The organism is Duganella sp. HH101 (assembly GCF_001758795.1).
Taxonomy (GTDB): domain Bacteria; phylum Pseudomonadota; class Gammaproteobacteria; order Burkholderiales; family Burkholderiaceae_D; genus Rugamonas; species Rugamonas rivuli.
On the sequence record NZ_LRON01000004.1, the window covers coordinates 330,496 to 348,275 of the forward strand.

Annotated in this window: 19 protein-coding genes; 16 read left to right on the forward strand and 3 right to left on the reverse strand. The window is 61.6% G+C overall.

Going from position 1 to position 17,780, the window contains the following annotated elements:
* The first annotated feature begins 9 nt into the window (after positions 1 to 9).
* The 13 genes from nuoG (at position 10) to ispF (ending at position 12,998) form a co-directional block, all read left to right on the forward strand.
* On the forward strand, positions 10 to 2,331 hold the full coding sequence (gene nuoG, locus DUGA2_RS09025) for an NADH-quinone oxidoreductase subunit NuoG (RefSeq protein ID WP_070268893.1): 2,322 nt from the start codon (positions 10 to 12) through the stop codon (positions 2,329 to 2,331).
* The gene (nuoH, locus tag DUGA2_RS09030; protein WP_070268895.1) at positions 2,331 to 3,416 is read left to right on the forward strand and encodes an NADH-quinone oxidoreductase subunit NuoH; all 1,086 of its coding nucleotides are present in this window, start codon (positions 2,331 to 2,333) and stop codon (positions 3,414 to 3,416) included. Before nuoG ends, nuoH begins: the two co-directional genes overlap by 1 nt.
* A gap of 12 nt (positions 3,417 to 3,428) precedes the next feature.
* Positions 3,429 to 3,917, forward strand: a complete 489-nt coding sequence (nuoI, locus tag DUGA2_RS09035) for an NADH-quinone oxidoreductase subunit NuoI (protein ID WP_008450339.1) — start codon at positions 3,429 to 3,431, stop codon at positions 3,915 to 3,917.
* Between the two features lie 97 nt (positions 3,918 to 4,014).
* Positions 4,015 to 4,653 (forward strand): NADH-quinone oxidoreductase subunit J, encoded by a 639-nt coding sequence (locus DUGA2_RS09040; protein WP_070268897.1) that lies wholly within the window; start codon positions 4,015 to 4,017, stop codon positions 4,651 to 4,653.
* On the forward strand, positions 4,650 to 4,958 hold the full coding sequence (nuoK, locus tag DUGA2_RS09045) for an NADH-quinone oxidoreductase subunit NuoK (protein WP_008450334.1): 309 nt from the start codon (positions 4,650 to 4,652) through the stop codon (positions 4,956 to 4,958). Before DUGA2_RS09040 ends, nuoK begins: the two co-directional genes overlap by 4 nt.
* A gap of 48 nt (positions 4,959 to 5,006) precedes the next feature.
* A complete protein-coding gene (gene nuoL, locus DUGA2_RS09050) occupies positions 5,007 to 7,094 on the forward strand; it encodes an NADH-quinone oxidoreductase subunit L (RefSeq protein WP_070268899.1) in 2,088 nt (695 codons plus the stop codon).
* A gap of 31 nt (positions 7,095 to 7,125) precedes the next feature.
* Complete coding sequence (locus DUGA2_RS09055) at positions 7,126 to 8,631, forward strand: NADH-quinone oxidoreductase subunit M (protein ID WP_070268901.1); 1,506 nt, start codon at positions 7,126 to 7,128, stop codon at positions 8,629 to 8,631.
* 16 nt (positions 8,632 to 8,647) lie between these two features.
* Entirely contained in the window at positions 8,648 to 10,153 is a 1,506-nt protein-coding gene (gene nuoN / locus DUGA2_RS09060; RefSeq protein WP_070268903.1) for an NADH-quinone oxidoreductase subunit NuoN, read from the forward strand.
* On the forward strand, positions 10,153 to 10,458 hold the full coding sequence (locus DUGA2_RS09065) for a DUF2818 family protein (protein ID WP_070268906.1): 306 nt from the start codon (positions 10,153 to 10,155) through the stop codon (positions 10,456 to 10,458). The genes nuoN and DUGA2_RS09065 overlap by 1 nt, the downstream gene beginning before the upstream one ends.
* Before the next feature lie 34 nt (positions 10,459 to 10,492).
* Positions 10,493 to 11,050, forward strand: coding sequence for an NUDIX domain-containing protein (locus DUGA2_RS09070; protein ID WP_070268908.1), 558 nt, complete (start codon positions 10,493 to 10,495; stop codon positions 11,048 to 11,050).
* A complete protein-coding gene (locus tag DUGA2_RS09075) occupies positions 11,047 to 11,775 on the forward strand; it encodes a hypothetical protein (protein WP_083296261.1) in 729 nt (242 codons plus the stop codon). The genes DUGA2_RS09070 and DUGA2_RS09075 overlap by 4 nt, the downstream gene beginning before the upstream one ends.
* A gap of 5 nt (positions 11,776 to 11,780) precedes the next feature.
* Positions 11,781 to 12,494 carry a 2-C-methyl-D-erythritol 4-phosphate cytidylyltransferase gene (gene ispD / locus DUGA2_RS09080; RefSeq protein ID WP_070268910.1) on the forward strand — a complete coding sequence of 238 codons (714 nt, stop codon included), beginning with the start codon at positions 11,781 to 11,783 and terminating at the stop codon, positions 12,492 to 12,494.
* Between the two features lie 15 nt (positions 12,495 to 12,509).
* Positions 12,510 to 12,998 carry a 2-C-methyl-D-erythritol 2,4-cyclodiphosphate synthase gene (gene ispF, locus DUGA2_RS09085; RefSeq protein ID WP_070268912.1) on the forward strand — a complete coding sequence of 163 codons (489 nt, stop codon included), beginning with the start codon at positions 12,510 to 12,512 and terminating at the stop codon, positions 12,996 to 12,998.
* Here ispF and DUGA2_RS34180 read toward each other — a convergent pair.
* Together DUGA2_RS34180 and DUGA2_RS09090 are read right to left on the reverse strand one after the other, a co-directional pair.
* A complete protein-coding gene (locus DUGA2_RS34180) occupies positions 12,938 to 13,441 on the reverse strand; it encodes a DUF433 domain-containing protein (protein WP_210402542.1) in 504 nt (167 codons plus the stop codon). The genes ispF and DUGA2_RS34180 overlap by 61 nt on opposite strands.
* A 168-nt stretch (positions 13,442 to 13,609) precedes the next feature.
* On the reverse strand, positions 13,610 to 14,335 hold the full coding sequence (locus DUGA2_RS09090; RefSeq protein WP_070268914.1) for an SDR family oxidoreductase: 726 nt from the start codon (positions 14,333 to 14,335) through the stop codon (positions 13,610 to 13,612).
* A gap of 137 nt (positions 14,336 to 14,472) precedes the next feature.
* Between DUGA2_RS09090 and DUGA2_RS09095 the strand changes: the two genes are divergently transcribed.
* The gene (locus DUGA2_RS09095) at positions 14,473 to 15,378 is read left to right on the forward strand and encodes a LysR family transcriptional regulator (RefSeq protein ID WP_070268916.1); all 906 of its coding nucleotides are present in this window, start codon (positions 14,473 to 14,475) and stop codon (positions 15,376 to 15,378) included.
* A 54-nt stretch (positions 15,379 to 15,432) separates the two neighbouring features.
* Positions 15,433 to 15,735 (forward strand): hypothetical protein, encoded by a 303-nt coding sequence (locus DUGA2_RS09100; protein ID WP_070268917.1) that lies wholly within the window; start codon positions 15,433 to 15,435, stop codon positions 15,733 to 15,735.
* On the opposite strand, the gene DUGA2_RS09105 is transcribed toward DUGA2_RS09100, so the two are convergent.
* Positions 15,736 to 16,980 carry an MFS transporter gene (locus DUGA2_RS09105; RefSeq protein WP_070268919.1) on the reverse strand — a complete coding sequence of 415 codons (1,245 nt, stop codon included), beginning with the start codon at positions 16,978 to 16,980 and terminating at the stop codon, positions 15,736 to 15,738.
* 103 nt (positions 16,981 to 17,083) lie between these two features.
* On the opposite strand from DUGA2_RS09105, the gene DUGA2_RS09110 reads away from it, so the two are divergent.
* Entirely contained in the window at positions 17,084 to 17,695 is a 612-nt protein-coding gene (locus tag DUGA2_RS09110) for a TetR/AcrR family transcriptional regulator (RefSeq protein ID WP_070268920.1), read from the forward strand.
* The last annotated feature ends 85 nt before the right edge of the window (positions 17,696 to 17,780 follow it).

Consider the following 17,780-nt stretch of genomic DNA (forward strand, 5'->3'; position numbering starts at 1 on the left):
ACGATCACCATGGTTGAAATCGAAATAGACGGCAAAAAAGTCGAAGTCCCTGCTGGTAGCATGGTGATGGACGCCGCCAACAAATTGGGAACCTACATTCCGCACTTCTGCTATCACAAGAAATTGTCGATCGCTGCGAACTGCCGTATGTGCCTCGTCGAAGTGGAAAAGGCGCCTAAGCCTTTGCCAGCATGCGCAACGCCGGTCTCGGCAGGCATGATTGTGCGCTCCGCTTCGGACAAGGCCGTACAGGCACAGAAGTCCGTGATGGAATTCCTGTTGATTAACCACCCGCTGGACTGCCCGATCTGCGATCAGGGCGGCGAGTGCCAGTTGCAAGACTTGGCAGTCGGCTACGGCAAGGGCGAATCGCGCTACGAAGAAGACAAGCGCGTCGTCGTGCCGAAAGATGCCGGCCCGCTGGTCTCCATGCAGGAGATGGCGCGCTGCATCCAGTGCACCCGTTGCGTACGCTTTGGCCAGGAAGTGGCCGGCGTGATGGAGCTGGGCATGATCGGCCGCGGCGAACACTCGGAAATCACCGCCTTCGTCGGCCAGACCGTGAACTCGGAAATGTCGGGCAACATGATCGACCTGTGCCCGGTCGGCGCACTGACGTCGAAGCCGTTCCGCTACAGCGCCCGTTCGTGGGAACTGTCGCGCCGTAAATCGGTCTCGCCGCACGACGGCCTGGGCGCCAACCTGATCGTTCAGGTCAAGGCCGGCAAGGTCAAGCGCGTACTGCCGCTGGAAAACGACGCCGTCAACGAGTGCTGGATTTCCGACAAGGACCGCTTCTCGTACGAAGGCCTGGAAGCCGCCGACCGTCTGACTCAGCCTATGCTGAAGCAGGGCGGCGAGTGGAAGGAAGTCGACTGGCAAACCGCGCTGGAATACGTGGCGCACGGCCTGAAGAACATCAAGCACGAACACGGCGCCAACGCGCTGGCCGCACTGGCCACGCCGCACTCGACGCTGGAAGAACTGCACCTGCTGCAAAAGCTGACCCGCGCCATGGGCTCGGACAGCGTGGATACGCGCCTGCGTCACAGCGACTTCTCGCTGGGCGATGTAAACCCTTGGCTGGGCATGTCGATCACCGAGTTCGGCCAGCTGAACCGCGCCTTCGTCATCGGCTCCTTCCTGCGCAAGGATCACCCGCTGCTGGCTACCCGTCTGCGCACGGCAGTGAAGGGCGGCGCCAAGCTGTCCATCCTGCACGCGACCGACGACGACCAGCTGATGAACATCGCAAACAAGATGATCGTCGCTCCGTCGGAGTGGCTGTCGGCGCTGTCGCAAGTGGTAGTCGCTGTTGCTAAAGCCAAGGAAGTTGCCGCACCTGCGGGCTTCGAAGGCGTACAAGCTTCCGACGCCGCCAACGCGATCGCCGCTTCGCTGATCTCCGGTGAAAACAAGGCCGTCTTCCTGGGCAACGCGGCAACGCAGCACCCACAGGCCGCCGCGCTGCACGCCGCCGCACAATGGATCGCCGAACAAACCGGCGCCAAGCTGGGCTACCTGACCGAAGCCGCCAACACCGTCGGCGCTTACCTGGTCAACGCCAACGGCGCCAAGGCTCCTGCGTTCACCGAACAGAAGCAGGCTTACCTGCTGCTGAACGCCGAGCCAGAGCTGGACGCACACGACCCGCAAGCCGCCGCCGCCGCACTGAAGCACGCGGAGATGGTTGTCGTCATGTCGGCCTACAAGCACGGCATGGACTACGCCGACGTGCTGCTGCCGGTGTCGCCATTCAGCGAAACCTCGGGCACCTTCGTCAACTGCGAAGGCCGCGCGCAAAGCTTCAACGGCACCGTCAAGCCGCTGCTGGAAACCCGCCCTGCGTGGAAAGTCCTGCGCGTGCTGGGTAACATCCTCGGCCTGTCCGGTTTCGACTACGACACTTCCGAAGCAATCCGCGACGAAGTGCTGGGCGCCGGCGTGACCGACCTGTCGGCCAAGCTGAACAACACCACCAAGCAAGCTGTCGTCGCCGCCACTTCGGTTTCGACGGGTACGGAACGTATTGCGGACGTGCCTATCTACTTCGCCGACGCCGTCGTGCGTCGCGCCGAGTCGCTGCAGAAGATGGCCGATGCGGCTGCGCCTAAAGCGCACCTGTCGTCCGCGCTGGCGCAGCAACTGGGTGTCGCCGCCGGCGACAAGGTCAAGGTCACGCAAGGTTCCGGCAGCGCGATCCTGGTCGCCGCTGTTGATGCCAAACTGCCAGCCAACGCAGTCCGCGTCGCCGCCGCTCACGCGTCGACCGCTGTACTGGGCGGCATGTTCGGCTCCATCACCGTTGAAAAAGCAGGGGAGGGTAAATAATGGCTCTGCCTGAATTCGTCACTACTATTAATGCCATGGGCGCCAACAGCGTCCTGGCGCCGGCCTGGCCGCTGATCTGGGCGCTGATCCGTGTGATCGTCGTGCTGCTGCCGCTGATGGGCCTGGTTGCCTACCTGACGCTGTGGGAACGTAAGTTCATCGGCTGGATCCAGATCCGCGTCGGCCCTAACCGCGTTGGTCCTATGGGCCTGCTGCAGCCTATCGCCGATGCGCTCAAGCTGCTGTTCAAAGAGATCATCACCCCGGCCAAGGCCAACCCTGGCCTGTTCGTGATCGGTCCTATCATGACCATCATGCCGGCGCTGGCCGCCTGGGCGGTCGTGCCGTTCGGCGCCGAAGCCGTGCTGGCCAACGTCAACGCCGGCCTGCTGCTGCTGATGGCGATCACCTCGATGGAAGTCTACGGCATCATCATCGCCGGCTGGGCTTCGAACTCGAAGTACTCGTTCATGGGCGCGATGCGCGCCTCGGCACAGATGATCTCCTACGAAATCCCGATGGGCTTCGTGCTGGTGGTCGTGCTGATGGTGTCCGGCTCGCTGAACTTCGGCGACATCGTCGCCGGCCAGCAGAAGGGCATGATGGCCGACTACGGCCTGAACATCCTGTCGTGGAACTGGCTGCCGCTGCTGCCGCTGTTCGTGGTCTACCTGACCTCGGGCCTGGCGGAGTGCAACCGTCACCCGTTCGACGTGGTCGAGGGCGAGTCCGAGATCGTTGCCGGCCACATGGTCGAGTACTCGGGCATGGCCTACGCCATGTTCATGCTGGCCGAATACGCCAACATGATTTTGATCGCGACCCTGGGTTCGATCATGTTCCTGGGCGGCTGGTCCGCACCGTTTGCCTTCCTCGAATTCTGGGGCGGTTTCGGCGGCTTCTTCTGGTTGTTCGCCAAGGCGTTCTTCCTGGTGTCCGTCTTCATCTGGGTGCGCGGTACTTTCCCACGCTACCGTTATGACCAGATCATGCGTCTGGGCTGGAAAGTGTTTATCCCTCTGACGCTGGTGTACCTGGTGTTCGTGGCCGGCTGGATGCAGACATCCTGGAATATCTGGAAGTAAGGACTGGAAAAAATGGAACGTTTAAAAGACTTCATCGGCAGCTTCATGCTGACCGAATTGATCAAAGGGATGGCGCTGACGGGCAAGTATATGTTCTCGCGCAAGATCACCGTGCAGTACCCGGAAGAGAAGACGCCGATGTCGCCGCGCTTCCGTGGCCTGCACGCGCTGCGCCGCTATCCTAACGGTGAAGAACGCTGCATCGCCTGCAAACTGTGCGAAGCAGTGTGCCCGGCGATGGCGATCACCATCGAATCCGAGCAGCGCGACGATGGTTCGCGCCGCACCACGCGTTACGACATCGATCTGACCAAGTGCATCTTCTGCGGTTTCTGCGAAGAGTCGTGCCCGGTCGATTCGATCGTCGAGACGCACGTGCTGGAATACCACGGCGAGAAACGCGGCGATCTGTACTACACGAAAGAGATGCTGCTGGCCGTTGGCGATCGCTACGAAAACGAGATCGCCGAAGCCCGCGCAGCGGACGCTCCTTACCGCTGATGAAATGCGGCTGGTCCTTAACCTCGCCAAGGCGAGGCCAAGGCACGCCGCATATCAATAGTGTGTCGATCAATAATGTACGTCTCTTGGGTTAGTTATGGAATTTAAAACTGCTTTGTTCTACGCCTTCTCAGCCATCATGATATTGGCTGCGACGCGCGTTATCACGGCCCGCAATCCGGTGCATGCGGCACTGTTCCTGGTGCTGGCGTTCTTCTCCGCTGCCGGCATCTGGATGCTGCTCGAGGCTGAGTTCCTCGCCATCGTGCTGGTGCTGGTCTATGTCGGCGCCGTCATGGTGCTGTTCCTGTTCGTGGTCATGATGCTCGACATCGATACGGACAAGATGCGCGAAGGCTTCTGGGGCTACCTGCCGCTGGCGTCCTTCGTCGGCGTCATCATCGTGCTGGAAATGGCGGCCGTGCTGTGGCGCTCCTTCCTGTCGTTCGACCAGCAGCCTGTCAACGCCGGCAATATCGGCGGCACCAAGGAACTGGGCCTGCTGATCTACACCAAATACGTCTACGGCTTTGAAGTCGCCGGCATCATCCTGCTGGTTGCGATTATCGCCGCCGTAGCGCTGACCCTGCGCAAGCGCAAGGACACCAAACATTTCGACCCAGCCGACGCCGTACGCGTCAAGCGCAATGACCGCCTGAAGATCGTCAAGATCGCCCCGGTGAGCACGCGCGGCCAGGAATCTGCTGGTTCGGCAGAAGTTAAGGAGGCACCATGACTTTATCGCTCGCTCACTACCTCGTTCTTGGCGCGATACTGTTCGCGATCTCGATCGTCGGTATTTTCCTGAACCGCAAGAACATCATCGTTCTGCTGATGGCCATCGAACTGATGCTGCTGGCAGTGAACATGAACTTCATCGCGTTCTCGCACTACCTGGGCGATGCGGCCGGGCAGATCTTTGTGTTCTTCATCCTGACCGTGGCGGCTGCTGAATCGGCAATCGGCCTCGCGATCCTGGTGGTGATGTTCCGTAACCTGGACACCATCAACGTTGAAGACCTGGATAGCCTGAAGGGTTGATCCCGTGGCTAAAGTTCAAACCTCGAAAAATAACGATTAAGGTTCATCATGGCGGTTACTCTTAACCCTAATCTCCTGCTAGCCGTACCCTTGGCGCCGCTGGCCGGCGCCGCGATTGCGGGCTTGTTAGGAACTAAATTCTTCGGCAATGTCGTAGGTCGCAAGACCTCGCACACCGCGACCATCCTGGGCGTGCTGGTTGCCTTCATCCTGTCGGCGATGACGTTGAACGACGTCGTCAACGGTGCGAGCTACAACGGCACCGTCTACAACTGGATGACCGTGGCCGGCCTGAAAATGGAAATCGGCTTCCAGATCGACGCGCTGTCGGCGATGATGATGTGCGTCGTCACCTTCGTGTCGCTGATGGTGCACGTGTACACCATCGGCTACATGGCGGAAGACGAAGGCTACAACCGCTTCTTCTCGTACATCTCGCTGTTCACGTTCTCGATGCTGATGCTGGTCATGGCGAACAACTTCCTGCAGTTGTTCTTCGGCTGGGAAGCGGTGGGCCTGGTGTCCTACCTGCTGATCGGCTTCTGGTACACCCGCCCAACGGCGATCGTGGCCAACATGAAGGCTTTCCTGGTCAACCGCGTCGGCGACTTCGGCTTCATCCTGGGTATCGGCCTGCTGCTGGCCTACGCCGGTTCGATGGACTACCAGGAAGTCTTCGCCAAGAAGGAACAGCTGATGACGCTGACCCTGCCGGGCACCGACTGGGCGCTGCTGACCGTCGCCTGCATCTGCCTGTTCATCGGCGCGATGGGCAAGTCGGCGCAGTTCCCGCTGCACGTCTGGCTGCCTGACTCGATGGAAGGCCCGACCCCGATCTCCGCACTGATCCACGCCGCGACCATGGTTACGGCAGGTATCTTCATGGTGACGCGCATGTCGCCGCTGTTCGAACTGTCGGACACCGCGCTGTCGTTCATCCTGGTCATCGGTTCGATCACCGCGCTGTTCATGGGCTTCCTGGGCATCATCCAGAACGACATCAAGCGCGTGGTCGCTTACTCGACCTTGTCGCAGCTGGGCTACATGACCGTGGCGCTGGGTTCGTCCGCCTACTCGGTGGCTGTGTTCCACCTGATGACCCACGCATTCTTCAAGGCGCTGCTGTTCCTTGGCGCCGGTTCGGTCATCATCGGCATGCACCACGACCAGGACATCCGCAACATGGGCGGCCTGCGCAAGTACATGCCTATCACCTGGATCACTTCCTTGCTGGGTTCCCTGGCGCTGATCGGCACCCCGTTCTTCTCGGGCTTCTACTCGAAGGATTCGATCATCGAAGCCGTCGCCGCGACCCATATCTGGGGTGCAGGCTTCGCTAACTTCGCCGTGCTGGCTGGCGTGTTCGTGACCGCGTTCTACTCGTTCCGCATGTACTTCCTGGTGTTCCACGGCGAAGAGCGTTTCGGCAAGGCCCACGCGCATGACGACCATCACCATGCTCCAGCCAAGGCGCATGACGACGGCCATGGTCACGACGACCACGGCCACGACGAGGAAGACGACCACGCACACCATGGCCTGGCCCCAGGCCAGAAGCCGCATGAATCGCCATTCGTGGTCTGGTTCCCGCTGGCGATGCTGGCCATCCCTTCGGTCATCATCGGCTACCTGACCATCGGTCCTATGCTGTTCGGCGACTTCTTCAAAGGCGTGATCACCTTCGGTGAAAACCATCCTGCGATGGAAGAGCTGGCGCACGAGTTCCACGGCCCGATGGCGATGGCGATGCACTCGCTGACGTCGCTGCCGCTGTGGCTGGCCATCTCCGGTGTCGCCACCGCGTACTACTGCTACATGATCAACCCACGCGTACCGGCCTGGTTCTACGCCAAGTTCAAGTTCCTGCACACGCTGCTGGAGAACAAGTACTACATGGACAAGTTCAACGAGGTCGTATTCGCCGGCGGCGCGCGCGTCCTGGGCAACGGCCTGTGGAACATCGGCGACAAGACCCTGATCGACGGCCTGCTGGTCAACGGCAGCGCCAAAGTGGTGGGCTGGTTCTCGACGCTGACCCGTTTGGCGCAGACTGGTTATATCTACCACTACGCGTTCGTCATGATCCTCGGCATTCTGGGGTTCCTGGTCTACTTCCTGCCGTTTTGGCACGCTTAATTAGCTGATACGCAAAGAGATAACGATAACCATGATGCAGTCAACCATATCTACACTACCTCCTTACCTGAGCCTCGCGATCTGGCTCCCGATTATCTTCGGCCTGATCGTGCTGGCTGTAGGCCGTGATACCAATGCGGCGCTGGTCCGCGTTGGATCGCTGATCGGCGCGATCGTCAGCTTCGCGGCGACCATCCCGCTGATCACCAATTTCAGCAACACCGCCCACGGCATGCAGTTCGTCGAGAAGTCGCCGTGGATCGAGCGCTTCAACATCTACTACTCGCTGGGCATCGACGGCCTGTCGCTGTGGTTCGTACCGCTGACCGCCTTCATCACCGTGATCGTCGTGATCTCGGCCTGGCAGGTGATCCAGAAACGCGTCGCTCAATACATGGGCGCCTTCCTGATCCTGTCCGGCCTGATGATCGGCGTGTTCTGCGCGATGGACGGACTGCTGTTCTACTTCTTCTTCGAAGCGACCCTGATCCCGATGTACATCATCATCGGTATCTGGGGCGGCGAGAACCGCGTGTACGCATCGTTCAAGTTCTTCCTGTACACCTTCTTCGGCTCGCTGCTGACGCTGGTCGCCATCATCTACCTGTACAAGGTATCGGGCGGCAGCTTCGACATCCTGATGTGGCACAAGATCGCCCTGACGATGAAAGAACAGATCTTCATCTTCATCGCCTTCTTCATGGCCTTCGCCGTCAAGGTGCCGATGTTCCCGGTCCACACCTGGCTGCCGGACGTCCACGTGGAAGCGCCGACCGGCGGTTCCGCCGTGCTGGCCGCGATCATGCTGAAGCTGGGCGCATATGGTTTCATCCGTTTTTCGCTGCCTATCGTCCCTGACGCATCGCACTACATGGCGCCGTTCGTCATCACCCTGTCGCTGATCGCCGTGATCTACATCGGCCTGGTCGCGCTGGTACAGAAGGACATGAAAAAGCTGGTCGCCTACTCGTCGATCGCGCACATGGGCTTCGTCACCCTGGGCTTCTTCGTCTTCAACGCCATGGCAGTGCAGGGCGCCATCGTACAAATGATCTCGCACGGCTTCATCTCCGGCGCGATGTTCCTGTGCATCGGCGTCCTGTACGACCAGGCGCACTCGCGCCAGATCGCCGACTACGGTGGTGTGGTCAACAAGATGCCGAAGTTCGCCGCGCTGTTCATCTTCTTCTCGATGGCCAACTGCGGTCTGCCTGCGACTTCCGGCTTCGTCGGCGAGTTCATGGTGATCCTGGGCGCCACCCAGTTCAACTTCTGGATTGGCCTGCTGGCCGCGACCGCGCTGATCTTCGGCGCAGCGTACTCGCTGTGGATGGCCAAGCGCGTCATCTTCGGCAAGGTCGCCAACCACCATGTGGCTGAACTGGTCGATGTCAACGGCCGCGAATTCCTGATGCTGGGTATTCTGGCTGTCTGCGTCCTGGCCATGGGTCTGTACCCGGCGCCGTTCACCGACACGATGCAAACCTCGGTTGCAGACCTGCTGGCTCACGTTGCACACAGCAAGCTGCCTTACTGAAAACGGAAACACATAAATGACTACTCCAATTCCACAAGCAGTTATCGACCTGGTGCCGCTGTACGCAGAGGTAGCTCTGCTGATCGGCGCCTGCGCGATCCTGTTGATCGATATGTTCCTGTCGCAGGGTAAGCGCTCGGTGACTTACGTGCTGTCGCTGATCACGCTGCTGGTCTGCGCCGCATTGAGCTACCATGACTTCGCGGCCGGCACCACGGTCTACACCTTCAATGGCATGTTTGTGTCCGACCCGATGTCGAACCTGCTCAAGTTGTTCACCTACCTGGCTGTCGGCCTGACGCTGGTCTACTCGCGCCAATACGCGGACGACCGCGGCATGTTGAGCGGCAACCTGGGCGGCGAGTTCTATGTGCTGGCGCTGTTCGCCATGCTGGGCCAGATGGTGATGATCTCGGGCTCCAGCTTCCTGTCCGTGTATCTGGGCGTGGAACTGATGTCGCTGTCGCTGTACGCGCTGGTGGCCATCCGCCGTGACAACCACAAAGCCACCGAAGCCGCGATGAAGTATTTCATCCTGGGCGCGCTGGCATCCGGCTTCCTGTTGTACGGTATCTCGATGCTGTACGGCGCGACCGGCACGCTGGACATCGCCAAAGTGGCAACCGCTGTCGCCGCCGGCACCATCAAGCCGACCATCCTGGTCTTCGGCCTGGTGTTCCTGGTCGCCGGCCTGGCGTTCAAGCTGGGTGCAGTACCGTTCCACATGTGGGTGCCCGACGTCTACGAAGGTTCGCCTACCGCTGTCACCCTGCTGCTGGGCGGCGCTCCGAAGATCGCCACCTTCGCCATCTGCATCCGCCTGCTGGTGGAAGGCCTGCTGCCGATGGCAGTCGATTGGCAGCAGATGCTGATGGTGCTGGCGGTTCTGTCGCTGGCCATCGGTAACATCACCGCGATCGCGCAGACCAACTTGAAGCGTATGCTGGCTTACTCCACCATCGCGCAAATGGGCTTCGTGCTGCTTGGCCTGCTGGCAGGCGTCGCTGGCACCACCGACCGCACCGGCGCCGCTTCGGCCTACAGCGCTGCGATGTACTACACCATCACCTACGTGCTGACCACCATTGGCAGCTTCGGCATGCTGATGCTGTTGTCGCGCGCCGGCTTCGAAGCCGAGACCCTGAACGACTTCAAGGGCCTGAGCAAGCGTAACGGCTGGTTCGCCGTGGTCATGTCCATCCTGCTGTTCTCGCTGGCCGGCGTGCCGCCGATGATGGGCTTCGCCGCCAAGTTCTCGGTGCTGACCGCCGTGCTGGGCACCGGCCAGATCTGGCTGACCGTGCTGGCTGTGATGTTCTCGCTGATCGGCGCGTTCTACTACCTGCGCGTCGTCAAAGTGATGTGGTTCGATGAGCCGGTCGACAACGCACCTATCGTGGTGAAGGGCGACATGAGCTTCGCACTGAGCCTGAACGGCCTGGCCATCGTGGCACTGGGCGTTCTGCCAGGTCCGCTGCTGGCGGCCTGCCTGAAAGCCATGACCCTGACGCTGAACACCTGATGGATGTTTCCGTCGCAAGCTGGTTGGTGATCGCCGCTGCACTGGTGGCCGCCAACCTGCCGTTCTTCAATGACAAAGTATTCGCACTGGTGGCCACTCGCTGGCCCCGCAAGCCGCTGTTCGTGCGGCTGGCGGAAATGACGGTGCTGTACTTTGTCGTTGGCGCGATCGGCTTCGCCCTCGAAGCGCAGATTGGCAATCGCTTCCAGCAGACCTGGGAGTTCTACGCCATCTCCGCCTGCATCTTCATCGTCCTGGGCTTACCGGGATTCATCGTCCGCTACCTGCGCAAGCGCCACGGCTGATACACTATCGTTCTTCAACGACAGTGGAGCAGGTATGGACGACAAGCATCTGACAGAAACCCGTATAGACGGTGAATTGGTCTACAACGGCCGCTTCCTCAAAGTCCAAAGCGACACCATCGAACTCCCAGACGGCAAGCGCACCACGCGCGAATACGTGCTGCATCCGGGCGCCGTGGTGATCCTGCCGCTGCTGGACGATGGCACGGTGCTGATGGAGCGCCAGTACCGCTATCCGCTGCACCAGGTGTTCATCGAATTCCCGGCCGGGAAAATCGATCGCGACGAAGACCCGCTGGTCGCCGCCCGCCGCGAGCTGGAAGAAGAAACCGGTTACACCGCCAGCGAATGGCAGTTCGTCAGCACCATCCACAACGCCATCGCCTACTCGGATGAGCATCTGGACCTGTACCTGGCGCGCGGCCTAAAGGCCGGCCCGCAGAAGCTGGATGACGGCGAGTTCCTCGAAACCTTCACCGCCACCATCGACGAGCTGCTGCAATGGGTGCGCGAAGGGAAGATCACCGACGTGAAAACCGTCATCGGCATCTTCTGGCTGGACAAGCTGCGCGCGGGGGACTGGAAGCTGTGAAACCGCTGTGCGCCGCCATCGTTTTCGGCCTGTCGGCCGTCGGCGGCGCGGTGCATGCCGCCACGCCTACGGCGGCTACGCCCGCAGCGGCGCGCACGCCATTCCAGATCCGCTGCGAAGACAGCATCGCCAAGACCGTCTCCGTGTTGTCCGCAAAACAGAACGGCTACACCATCAACAACCAGTTGCCGTATCGCGCGTTGACCGCGAAGTCCGGCAATGTGGACAACCGGATGGTGACGCTGGGGTTGACCGTCACCAAGGGCCAGTACGCGGTCGATCTTGGCGGGCCGGTTTTGCAGGATGCCGCCAGCGGCTACGAGTGCATCGCGCCGCGCGTGGACGTGAAGCTGAATTACTCGCCGGTGCTGATCTATGTCGGTAACGAGTTCGCGCCGGGCACCTGTGCTTACAAGGAGATCCTCGAACACGAGCAGCGGCATTTGCAGGCCTACATGGAAAACCTGGCGCGCGTGGAGAAGGTGGTGCGCGAGGCGCTGAACAAGCGCTTCGAAGCCAGGCCGCTGTATGCGCCATCCGGCACCGCGATGTCGGCGCTGGAGCATGAGATCAACGGCACCTGGTTCCCGTTCATCCGGGATGAATTCGAAAAGGGCAGGCCGAAGCAGGCGGAGATCGACTCTCCGGAAGAATACGCCCGCATGGGCAAGGTGTGCGACGGCGAGATCGCTGCGATCCTGCTGCGCCGCCATAAAAACAATTAAAGAATATGACTGCATCCAAAACGACACCTCGCTACTTTGCATTGCTGCCCGCCGCCGGCGTCGGCGCGCGCATGGCGGCGGACGGACCCAAACAATACCTGACGGTAGGCGGCAAGCCAATGCTGCGCCACGCGGTCGACGCCTTCCGTGCCAGCGATCTGGTGGCGCACACCTATGTGGTGGTCAGCGCGGCCGACGGCCAGATCGACGGCGTGCTGCCAGCGGACCTGGACGGCGTGACGGTGCTGCGCTGCGGCGGCGCCACGCGCATGGACACGGTGCTCAACGCCCTGCGCGCGCTGCAGGGCGTGGTGGCCGGCGGCGACATGATCATGGTGCACGACGCTGCGCGTCCCGGCCTGACGCCGGCGCTGATCGCCAAGCTGATAGACGGCGTGGGCGACGACGCGGCGGGCGGCCTGCTGGCGCTGCCGGTGGTGGACACGGTCAAGCGCGCGACCGGCATAGTGCCGGTGGCCGCGACGACGGTGTCGCGCAACGGCCTGTGGCTGGCGCAGACGCCGCAGATGTTCAGCTACGAGCTGCTGCTGCGCGCACTGGGCAGCGCGCCGGACGCCAACGCCATCACGGACGACGCCAGCGCGGTCGAGATGCTCGGCCTCTCGCCGCGCCTGATCGAAGGCCATCCGAGAAATTTGAAAGTCACGCTGCCGGCCGACATCCGCATCGCGGAAATGTACCTGGCCGCCGGCGAATAACACAGGATAGAAAACATGACCAAACTCCCATTCCGCATCGGCCAGGGCTATGATTGCCACGCACTGGTGGAAGGCCGCAAGCTGATTATCGGCGGCGTCGACATCCCGCATCATGTGGGCTTGCTGGGGCATTCGGATGCCGACGTGCTGCTGCACGCGATCACCGATTCGATACTCGGCGCGGCTGCGCTGGGCGACATCGGCAAGCATTTTCCGGATACCGATCCGCAGTTCAAGGGCGCCGATTCGCGCACCTTGTTGAAGGAGGCGGCGCGGCGCGTGGTGGCCACCGGCTACAGCATCGGCAACATCGATGCGACCATCATCGCGCAGCGTCCGAAGATGGCGCCGCACATCGCCAGCATGTGCGCGAATATCGCGGAGGATCTGGGCGTGGCTGTCGGCCAGGTCAACATCAAGGCCAAGACTAACGAGAAGCTGGGTTACTTGGGCAGGGAAGAGGGCATTGCCGCAGAGTCGATCGCTTTGCTGATCGCTTCGTAAAACAAGGTCGCATCGTTCTCCAGCACACCGATGGCGGTGTCGCGGGAGACCGATGGATAGTCAGCCAAGAAATCAGCCATGGGTTTGCCTGCAAGCAGATAGTCGAACATCCGTTTGATGGGTACCAGCGTGTTCTTGAATACTGGCATGCCGCCCAGAATATCCGGCTCCATTTGCACCAGCGGTGTGATGGATTTCATGTAGGCCAACCATTCCGGATCGAACGGATCGGTTGGTGATTTTCGCGGCGGAATGATCCTGCCCCTGAACTTATGTACTGGTTCGGTGAAGTATCTCGGATCGTACTCCGGGCCATCTTCATCAATCACGATCTCGTCGTCATAGTTTGGCATGACATTCAGCCAGCTATCTGGGGTATCTAAATATTCTGCTTTTTTCCTGTCTGGTTGTTCTTCGAAATGAGATGATTCGTATTTCATCATTTTCCTCCGTGTATGTTACCGCCGCGCTGCGGCCTTGAAAATGTCCGCACAAGTGTACGTGGTCATTTCAGTGTAGTGGCTTGAGGGCATCCTTCAAGCGGCACAAAAAAAACAGGCGCAGGACATCGTTTTGATATCCTGCGCCCGCCATTCTCAACCGCCTTCGGTCTAGATCAATAGTGCCCCGCCGTCGACGATGTGGGTCTGGCCGGTGGCGAAGCCGCTGCTCATCAGGAACAGGTAGGCGGCGGCGATGTCTTCTGCCGAGCCTACACGGCCGACCAGCAGCGCATCCCCGACGTCGTCGAACATCTGCTTGCGCTGCACCGGCGTCATGTCCGCCCACAGGTTCGTCGCAGTCACGCCCGGCGACACGGCGTTGACCCGCAGCGGTGCCAGCTCTACCGCCAGTGCCCGCGTCAAGGCCTCCATCGCGCCGCACACGCTGGCCCCCAGCACCCATCCCGACTGCGGCCGCATCGCTGCGATTCCGGTCGTGAACGTGATCGAGCCTCCCGGCCTGATATGCCGGGCACCGTGCTTGGCCGCCGCCAGCGCCCCCCAGTAGCGCACGTCAAATGCCGAACGCGCTGCGGTCAAATCGGTCCCGGACAGCGCGCCGATTTGCAGTGCATCGCCCGCCGTGTAGACCAGGTGATCGAACGCTCCATTGGTGGCGAAGAAGCGCTCGATGGCCCGCTCGTCCAGCAGGTCCAGCGCGCATCCCTGCGCTTTGCTGCCGAGGTGCTCCAGCGCCTTCTCGATGCGCGAGATCTGGCTCGACACCACCAGCACTTCCGCGCCTTCACGCAGCGCCTCGCGCGCCACCGCCAGCCCGATGCCCGACGAGGCGCCGAGTACGATCACGCGCTGCCCAAGCAGACGGCCGCTCATGCCGGCACCCGTTTTTTCATTGCATCCATCGTGTTCTCCTTGAATTGGGCGGAAAGTCCGCATGCAAGAATTCTGATGCAAAATCACCGATACTCCGATAGCATGCGACTCATATCATTCATGACCAATTGGCATATATGGGTTTTGACGAACGGGTAGTGAACGGCATGCGCGTGCTGGCGGCGATCGTCGATGCCGGCAGTTTCGTGCGCGCGGGCGAGGCGTTGGAGATGTCGCAGTCCGGCGTCAGCCGCGCCATCGCCAAGCTGGAGGCCCGGCTCAATATCCGGCTGTTCGACCGCACCACGCGCAAAGTCTCTCTGACGGACGAGGGACGCCGTTTCTACGCGCAAATCGGCTCACTGCTGGCGGGACTGGAAGAAGCGGTTGCCTCGGCGGGCGAAGGCGCGGTGGCGGTGCGCGGACGGCTGCGCGTCAACGTCGAGCCGCTGCTGGCGCGGCTGATGCTGGGCCCCAAGCTGGGCGCCTTCCTGAAACGCTATCCGGATCTGGATCTGGATGTGGTGGCGCGCGACCAGCTGGGCGACATGGTCGGTGACGGCTTCGATCTGGCGATACGCTTCGGCCATCCACAGTCGTCGTCGCTGATCGCCCGCAAACTGATGGACACCCGGGTGCTGACGGTCGCCACGCCGGCCTACCTGCGCCGCCATGGCGTGCCGAGGAAACCATCGGACCTCGAAAGCCCGGAGCATACCTGCATCCACTTCCGCAACCCGGCGACGGGCAGGCCTTACGAGTGGGAGTTCCATCGCGGCGGCAAGACCACCATCGTCAACCCGCGCAGCCAGCTGACGCTGAACGACGCCGGCACGATGGAGAGCGTACTGCTGGCGGGCTACGGCCTGGCGCAGGTGATCGATCTGGCGGTCGAACCGCTGCTGCGCTCCGGCGCCGTCGTGCCGGTGCTGACGGCATGGCCGGACGAGCGCTTTCCGTTGTACGCCTACTACCCATCGCGCTACCATCCGCCGGCGAAGACGCTGGCCTTCCTGGACTTCGTCGCTGCGCTGGTGGGGTAGGGCGGCGCCATAGGCGATCTGCTACCATGGCGCTTTTGACGCAGGGGATGAACAATGGCGCGTGATATCTACGCTTATCGGCAGGTGGCGGTGCACTCGGTGGCGCCTGAGGGCAAGGTGGAGATCCATCCCGTGCCGGGGCAGGCGTTCTCGCCCGCGCTGCATGTGCAGTGCTCGCGCCGCATGAGCGACGTCGAGCTTTACCCGCTGGGCACCTGCTTCCTGCTGGACGCCAAGCTGACCGACCGCATGGGCGGCACGCAGTATCTGTACGCCTGGCACGGCGATGAAATCAAGGTGCTGTCAGCCAGTGAGACCGAGACCTTCCTGGCTGCCTTCAAACGCGGACGGATTTAATCAGTGCACGGCGTGCAGCTTGCCCAAAGGCTTGCCGTCGTCCTTGGCCCATGCAGCGATGACGGCTGCCATCGCCAGCGCGAACACGCCGCCGACCACCATCGCACTCGCCACACCCAGATGATCGACTGATACGCCGCCTACCAAGGCGCCGCTGGCCAGCGAGATCTGCGCGGTGGCGACGAATACCGCACCGCCGCTTTCCATCGCATCCGGCGCTGCCTTGAACATCCAGGTCTGCACCGAGATCGGCATCATGCCGAAGGCCAGGCCCCAGATCACGATCAACACCGTTGCACCGGCAGCGCTGGCGCCGAACAGCGGCATCGCCGCAGCCGACAAGCCCATGACGACGCCGGTGGCGATCAGCGAATTTTTCACGCTCTTCGCCACGGCCCAGCCGCCGATCAGATTGCCGACGAAACCAGCCGCGCCATAAATCAGCAGCAGCACGCTGATGCTCTTGGCGCTCAAGCCTGCGACCTGGCTCAGGAACGGCGTCACATAAGTGTAGGCAGCGAACTGGCCGATGAAGATCAGCAGCGTGGCCAGCATGCCCAGCCGCGCCTTCTGCACGCGCAGCAGCGCAGGCAACTGGCCGAAGGTCAGGGACGTGGTGGTCGGCAGGCGCGGCAGCAGCCACATTTGCGCCGCCAGCACCAGCAGCGAGACCGCCGTCGCAGCGAAGAAGGCCATGCGCCAGCCCACCAGTTCACCGATCATCGCACCGGCCGGCACGCCGGCGACGGTGCCCAGCGAGATGCCGGCGAAGATGATGGAGGTGGCGCGCGCGGCCGACGCCTCCGGCACCAGCCGGTTGCCCAGCGCGCCGCCGATGGCCCAGAAGCCGCCGACACCTATGCCCAACAGCGCGCGCCCGAGCAGCACCAGGGCATAGGAGTGCGACAGCGCGACGATCAGGTTGGAGGCGATCAGCGTGGCGGTCAGGCCCCAGATCACGTAGCGGCGGTCGGTCTTGCCGACGCCTATGGTCACGAGGATGGCGGCGAATGCGGCCACCAGGCCGGGCACCGTCACCATCATGCCGGCGACGCCTTCGGTGACGCCCAGCTCTGCGGCGATGGACGGCAGCAGGCCGACCGGCAGGAATTCCGTCGTCACCAGCGCGAAGGAGCCGACGGCGACCGACAGCACGGCCAGCCAGGCGGCGCGGGTGGGGGAGCTTGAAATGGGGAGGGGCGCGTCGTCGCGGAGGACGGCTTGGGCGCTGGTGTTGTTTTTCATTTGAGATTATTCCTATCGACTGTAAAAATACTTGAGTTTTTTACTGATCGGTTCATAATGATCTTCGCAAGGAACTTTGTCAATGAATTTTTAACCGAACGGTATGAAAGATAATTCCGCAGCCGCACGCAAGTCGGGCCGCCCGCGCACTTTTGACGCGGAAACGGCCCTGGATAAGGCCATGAAGGTGTTTTGGGAAAAGGGCTACGAAGGCAGCTCTTTGCCTGAGCTGACCGAAGCGATGGGCATGAACCGGCCCAGCTTGTATGCCGTATTCGGCAACAAGGAAAACCTGTTCCGCATGGCGCTGGAGCGTTACAGCGCGACTCACGATCCGCTGTTCAACGCGGCGCTGGCGCAGCCGACGGCGCGCGCCGTGGTCGAGCATTTCTTGCGCGGCAATGCCGACGCCCAGACAGAAACCGAGAATCCGCATGGCTGCCTGGTGATCAATGGCGCGCTGGCATGCAGCGACGATGCGTTGCCGATCCGCGACTCGCTGATCGAGCGCCGCGCCGCCAGCGAGGCCAAATTGCGCGCGCGGCTGGAGCAGGCCAAGGCCGACGGCGACCTGCCGGCCGACAGCTGCTCGGGCCAGATGGCGCGCTTTGTGATGACGGTCTCCAATGGCATGGCGGTGCAGGCGGCGGCCGGCGCCACCCGCAAACAGCTGCAGGAAGTGGTGGACCAGGTGCTGCGCGGCTGGCCTTCTTGATCTCGCAGAAATGTTGCTTTAAAAATATATTCAGTAACAAAATGAAATTTTAGTTGTGCTTTTGAAATTCTTCGGTAGAATGGCT

Excerpts from the sequence above, each read along its gene's own strand:
- nuoG (WP_070268893.1), top strand. The coding sequence starts at position 10 with ATGGTTGAAATCGAAATAGACGGCAAAAAAGTCGAAGTCCCTGCTGGT.
- nuoH (WP_070268895.1), top strand. The coding sequence starts at position 2,331 with ATGGCTCTGCCTGAATTCGTCACTACTATTAATGCCATGGGCGCCAAC.
- nuoI (WP_008450339.1), top strand. The coding sequence starts at position 3,429 with ATGGAACGTTTAAAAGACTTCATCGGCAGCTTCATGCTGACCGAATTG.
- DUGA2_RS09040 (WP_070268897.1), top strand. The coding sequence starts at position 4,015 with ATGGAATTTAAAACTGCTTTGTTCTACGCCTTCTCAGCCATCATGATA.
- nuoK (WP_008450334.1), top strand. The coding sequence starts at position 4,650 with ATGACTTTATCGCTCGCTCACTACCTCGTTCTTGGCGCGATACTGTTC.
- nuoL (WP_070268899.1), top strand. The coding sequence starts at position 5,007 with ATGGCGGTTACTCTTAACCCTAATCTCCTGCTAGCCGTACCCTTGGCG.
- DUGA2_RS09055 (WP_070268901.1), top strand. The coding sequence starts at position 7,126 with ATGATGCAGTCAACCATATCTACACTACCTCCTTACCTGAGCCTCGCG.
- nuoN (WP_070268903.1), top strand. The coding sequence starts at position 8,648 with ATGACTACTCCAATTCCACAAGCAGTTATCGACCTGGTGCCGCTGTAC.
- DUGA2_RS09065 (WP_070268906.1), top strand. The coding sequence starts at position 10,153 with ATGGATGTTTCCGTCGCAAGCTGGTTGGTGATCGCCGCTGCACTGGTG.
- DUGA2_RS09070 (WP_070268908.1), top strand. The coding sequence starts at position 10,493 with ATGGACGACAAGCATCTGACAGAAACCCGTATAGACGGTGAATTGGTC.
- ispD (WP_070268910.1), top strand. The coding sequence starts at position 11,781 with ATGACTGCATCCAAAACGACACCTCGCTACTTTGCATTGCTGCCCGCC.
- ispF (WP_070268912.1), top strand. The coding sequence starts at position 12,510 with ATGACCAAACTCCCATTCCGCATCGGCCAGGGCTATGATTGCCACGCA.
- DUGA2_RS34180 (WP_210402542.1), bottom strand. The coding sequence starts at position 13,441 with ATGATGAAATACGAATCATCTCATTTCGAAGAACAACCAGACAGGAAA.
- DUGA2_RS09090 (WP_070268914.1), bottom strand. The coding sequence starts at position 14,335 with ATGAGCGGCCGTCTGCTTGGGCAGCGCGTGATCGTACTCGGCGCCTCG.
- DUGA2_RS09095 (WP_070268916.1), top strand. The coding sequence starts at position 14,473 with ATGGGTTTTGACGAACGGGTAGTGAACGGCATGCGCGTGCTGGCGGCG.
- DUGA2_RS09100 (WP_070268917.1), top strand. The coding sequence starts at position 15,433 with ATGGCGCGTGATATCTACGCTTATCGGCAGGTGGCGGTGCACTCGGTG.
- DUGA2_RS09105 (WP_070268919.1), bottom strand. The coding sequence starts at position 16,980 with ATGAAAAACAACACCAGCGCCCAAGCCGTCCTCCGCGACGACGCGCCC.
- DUGA2_RS09110 (WP_070268920.1), top strand. The coding sequence starts at position 17,084 with ATGAAAGATAATTCCGCAGCCGCACGCAAGTCGGGCCGCCCGCGCACT.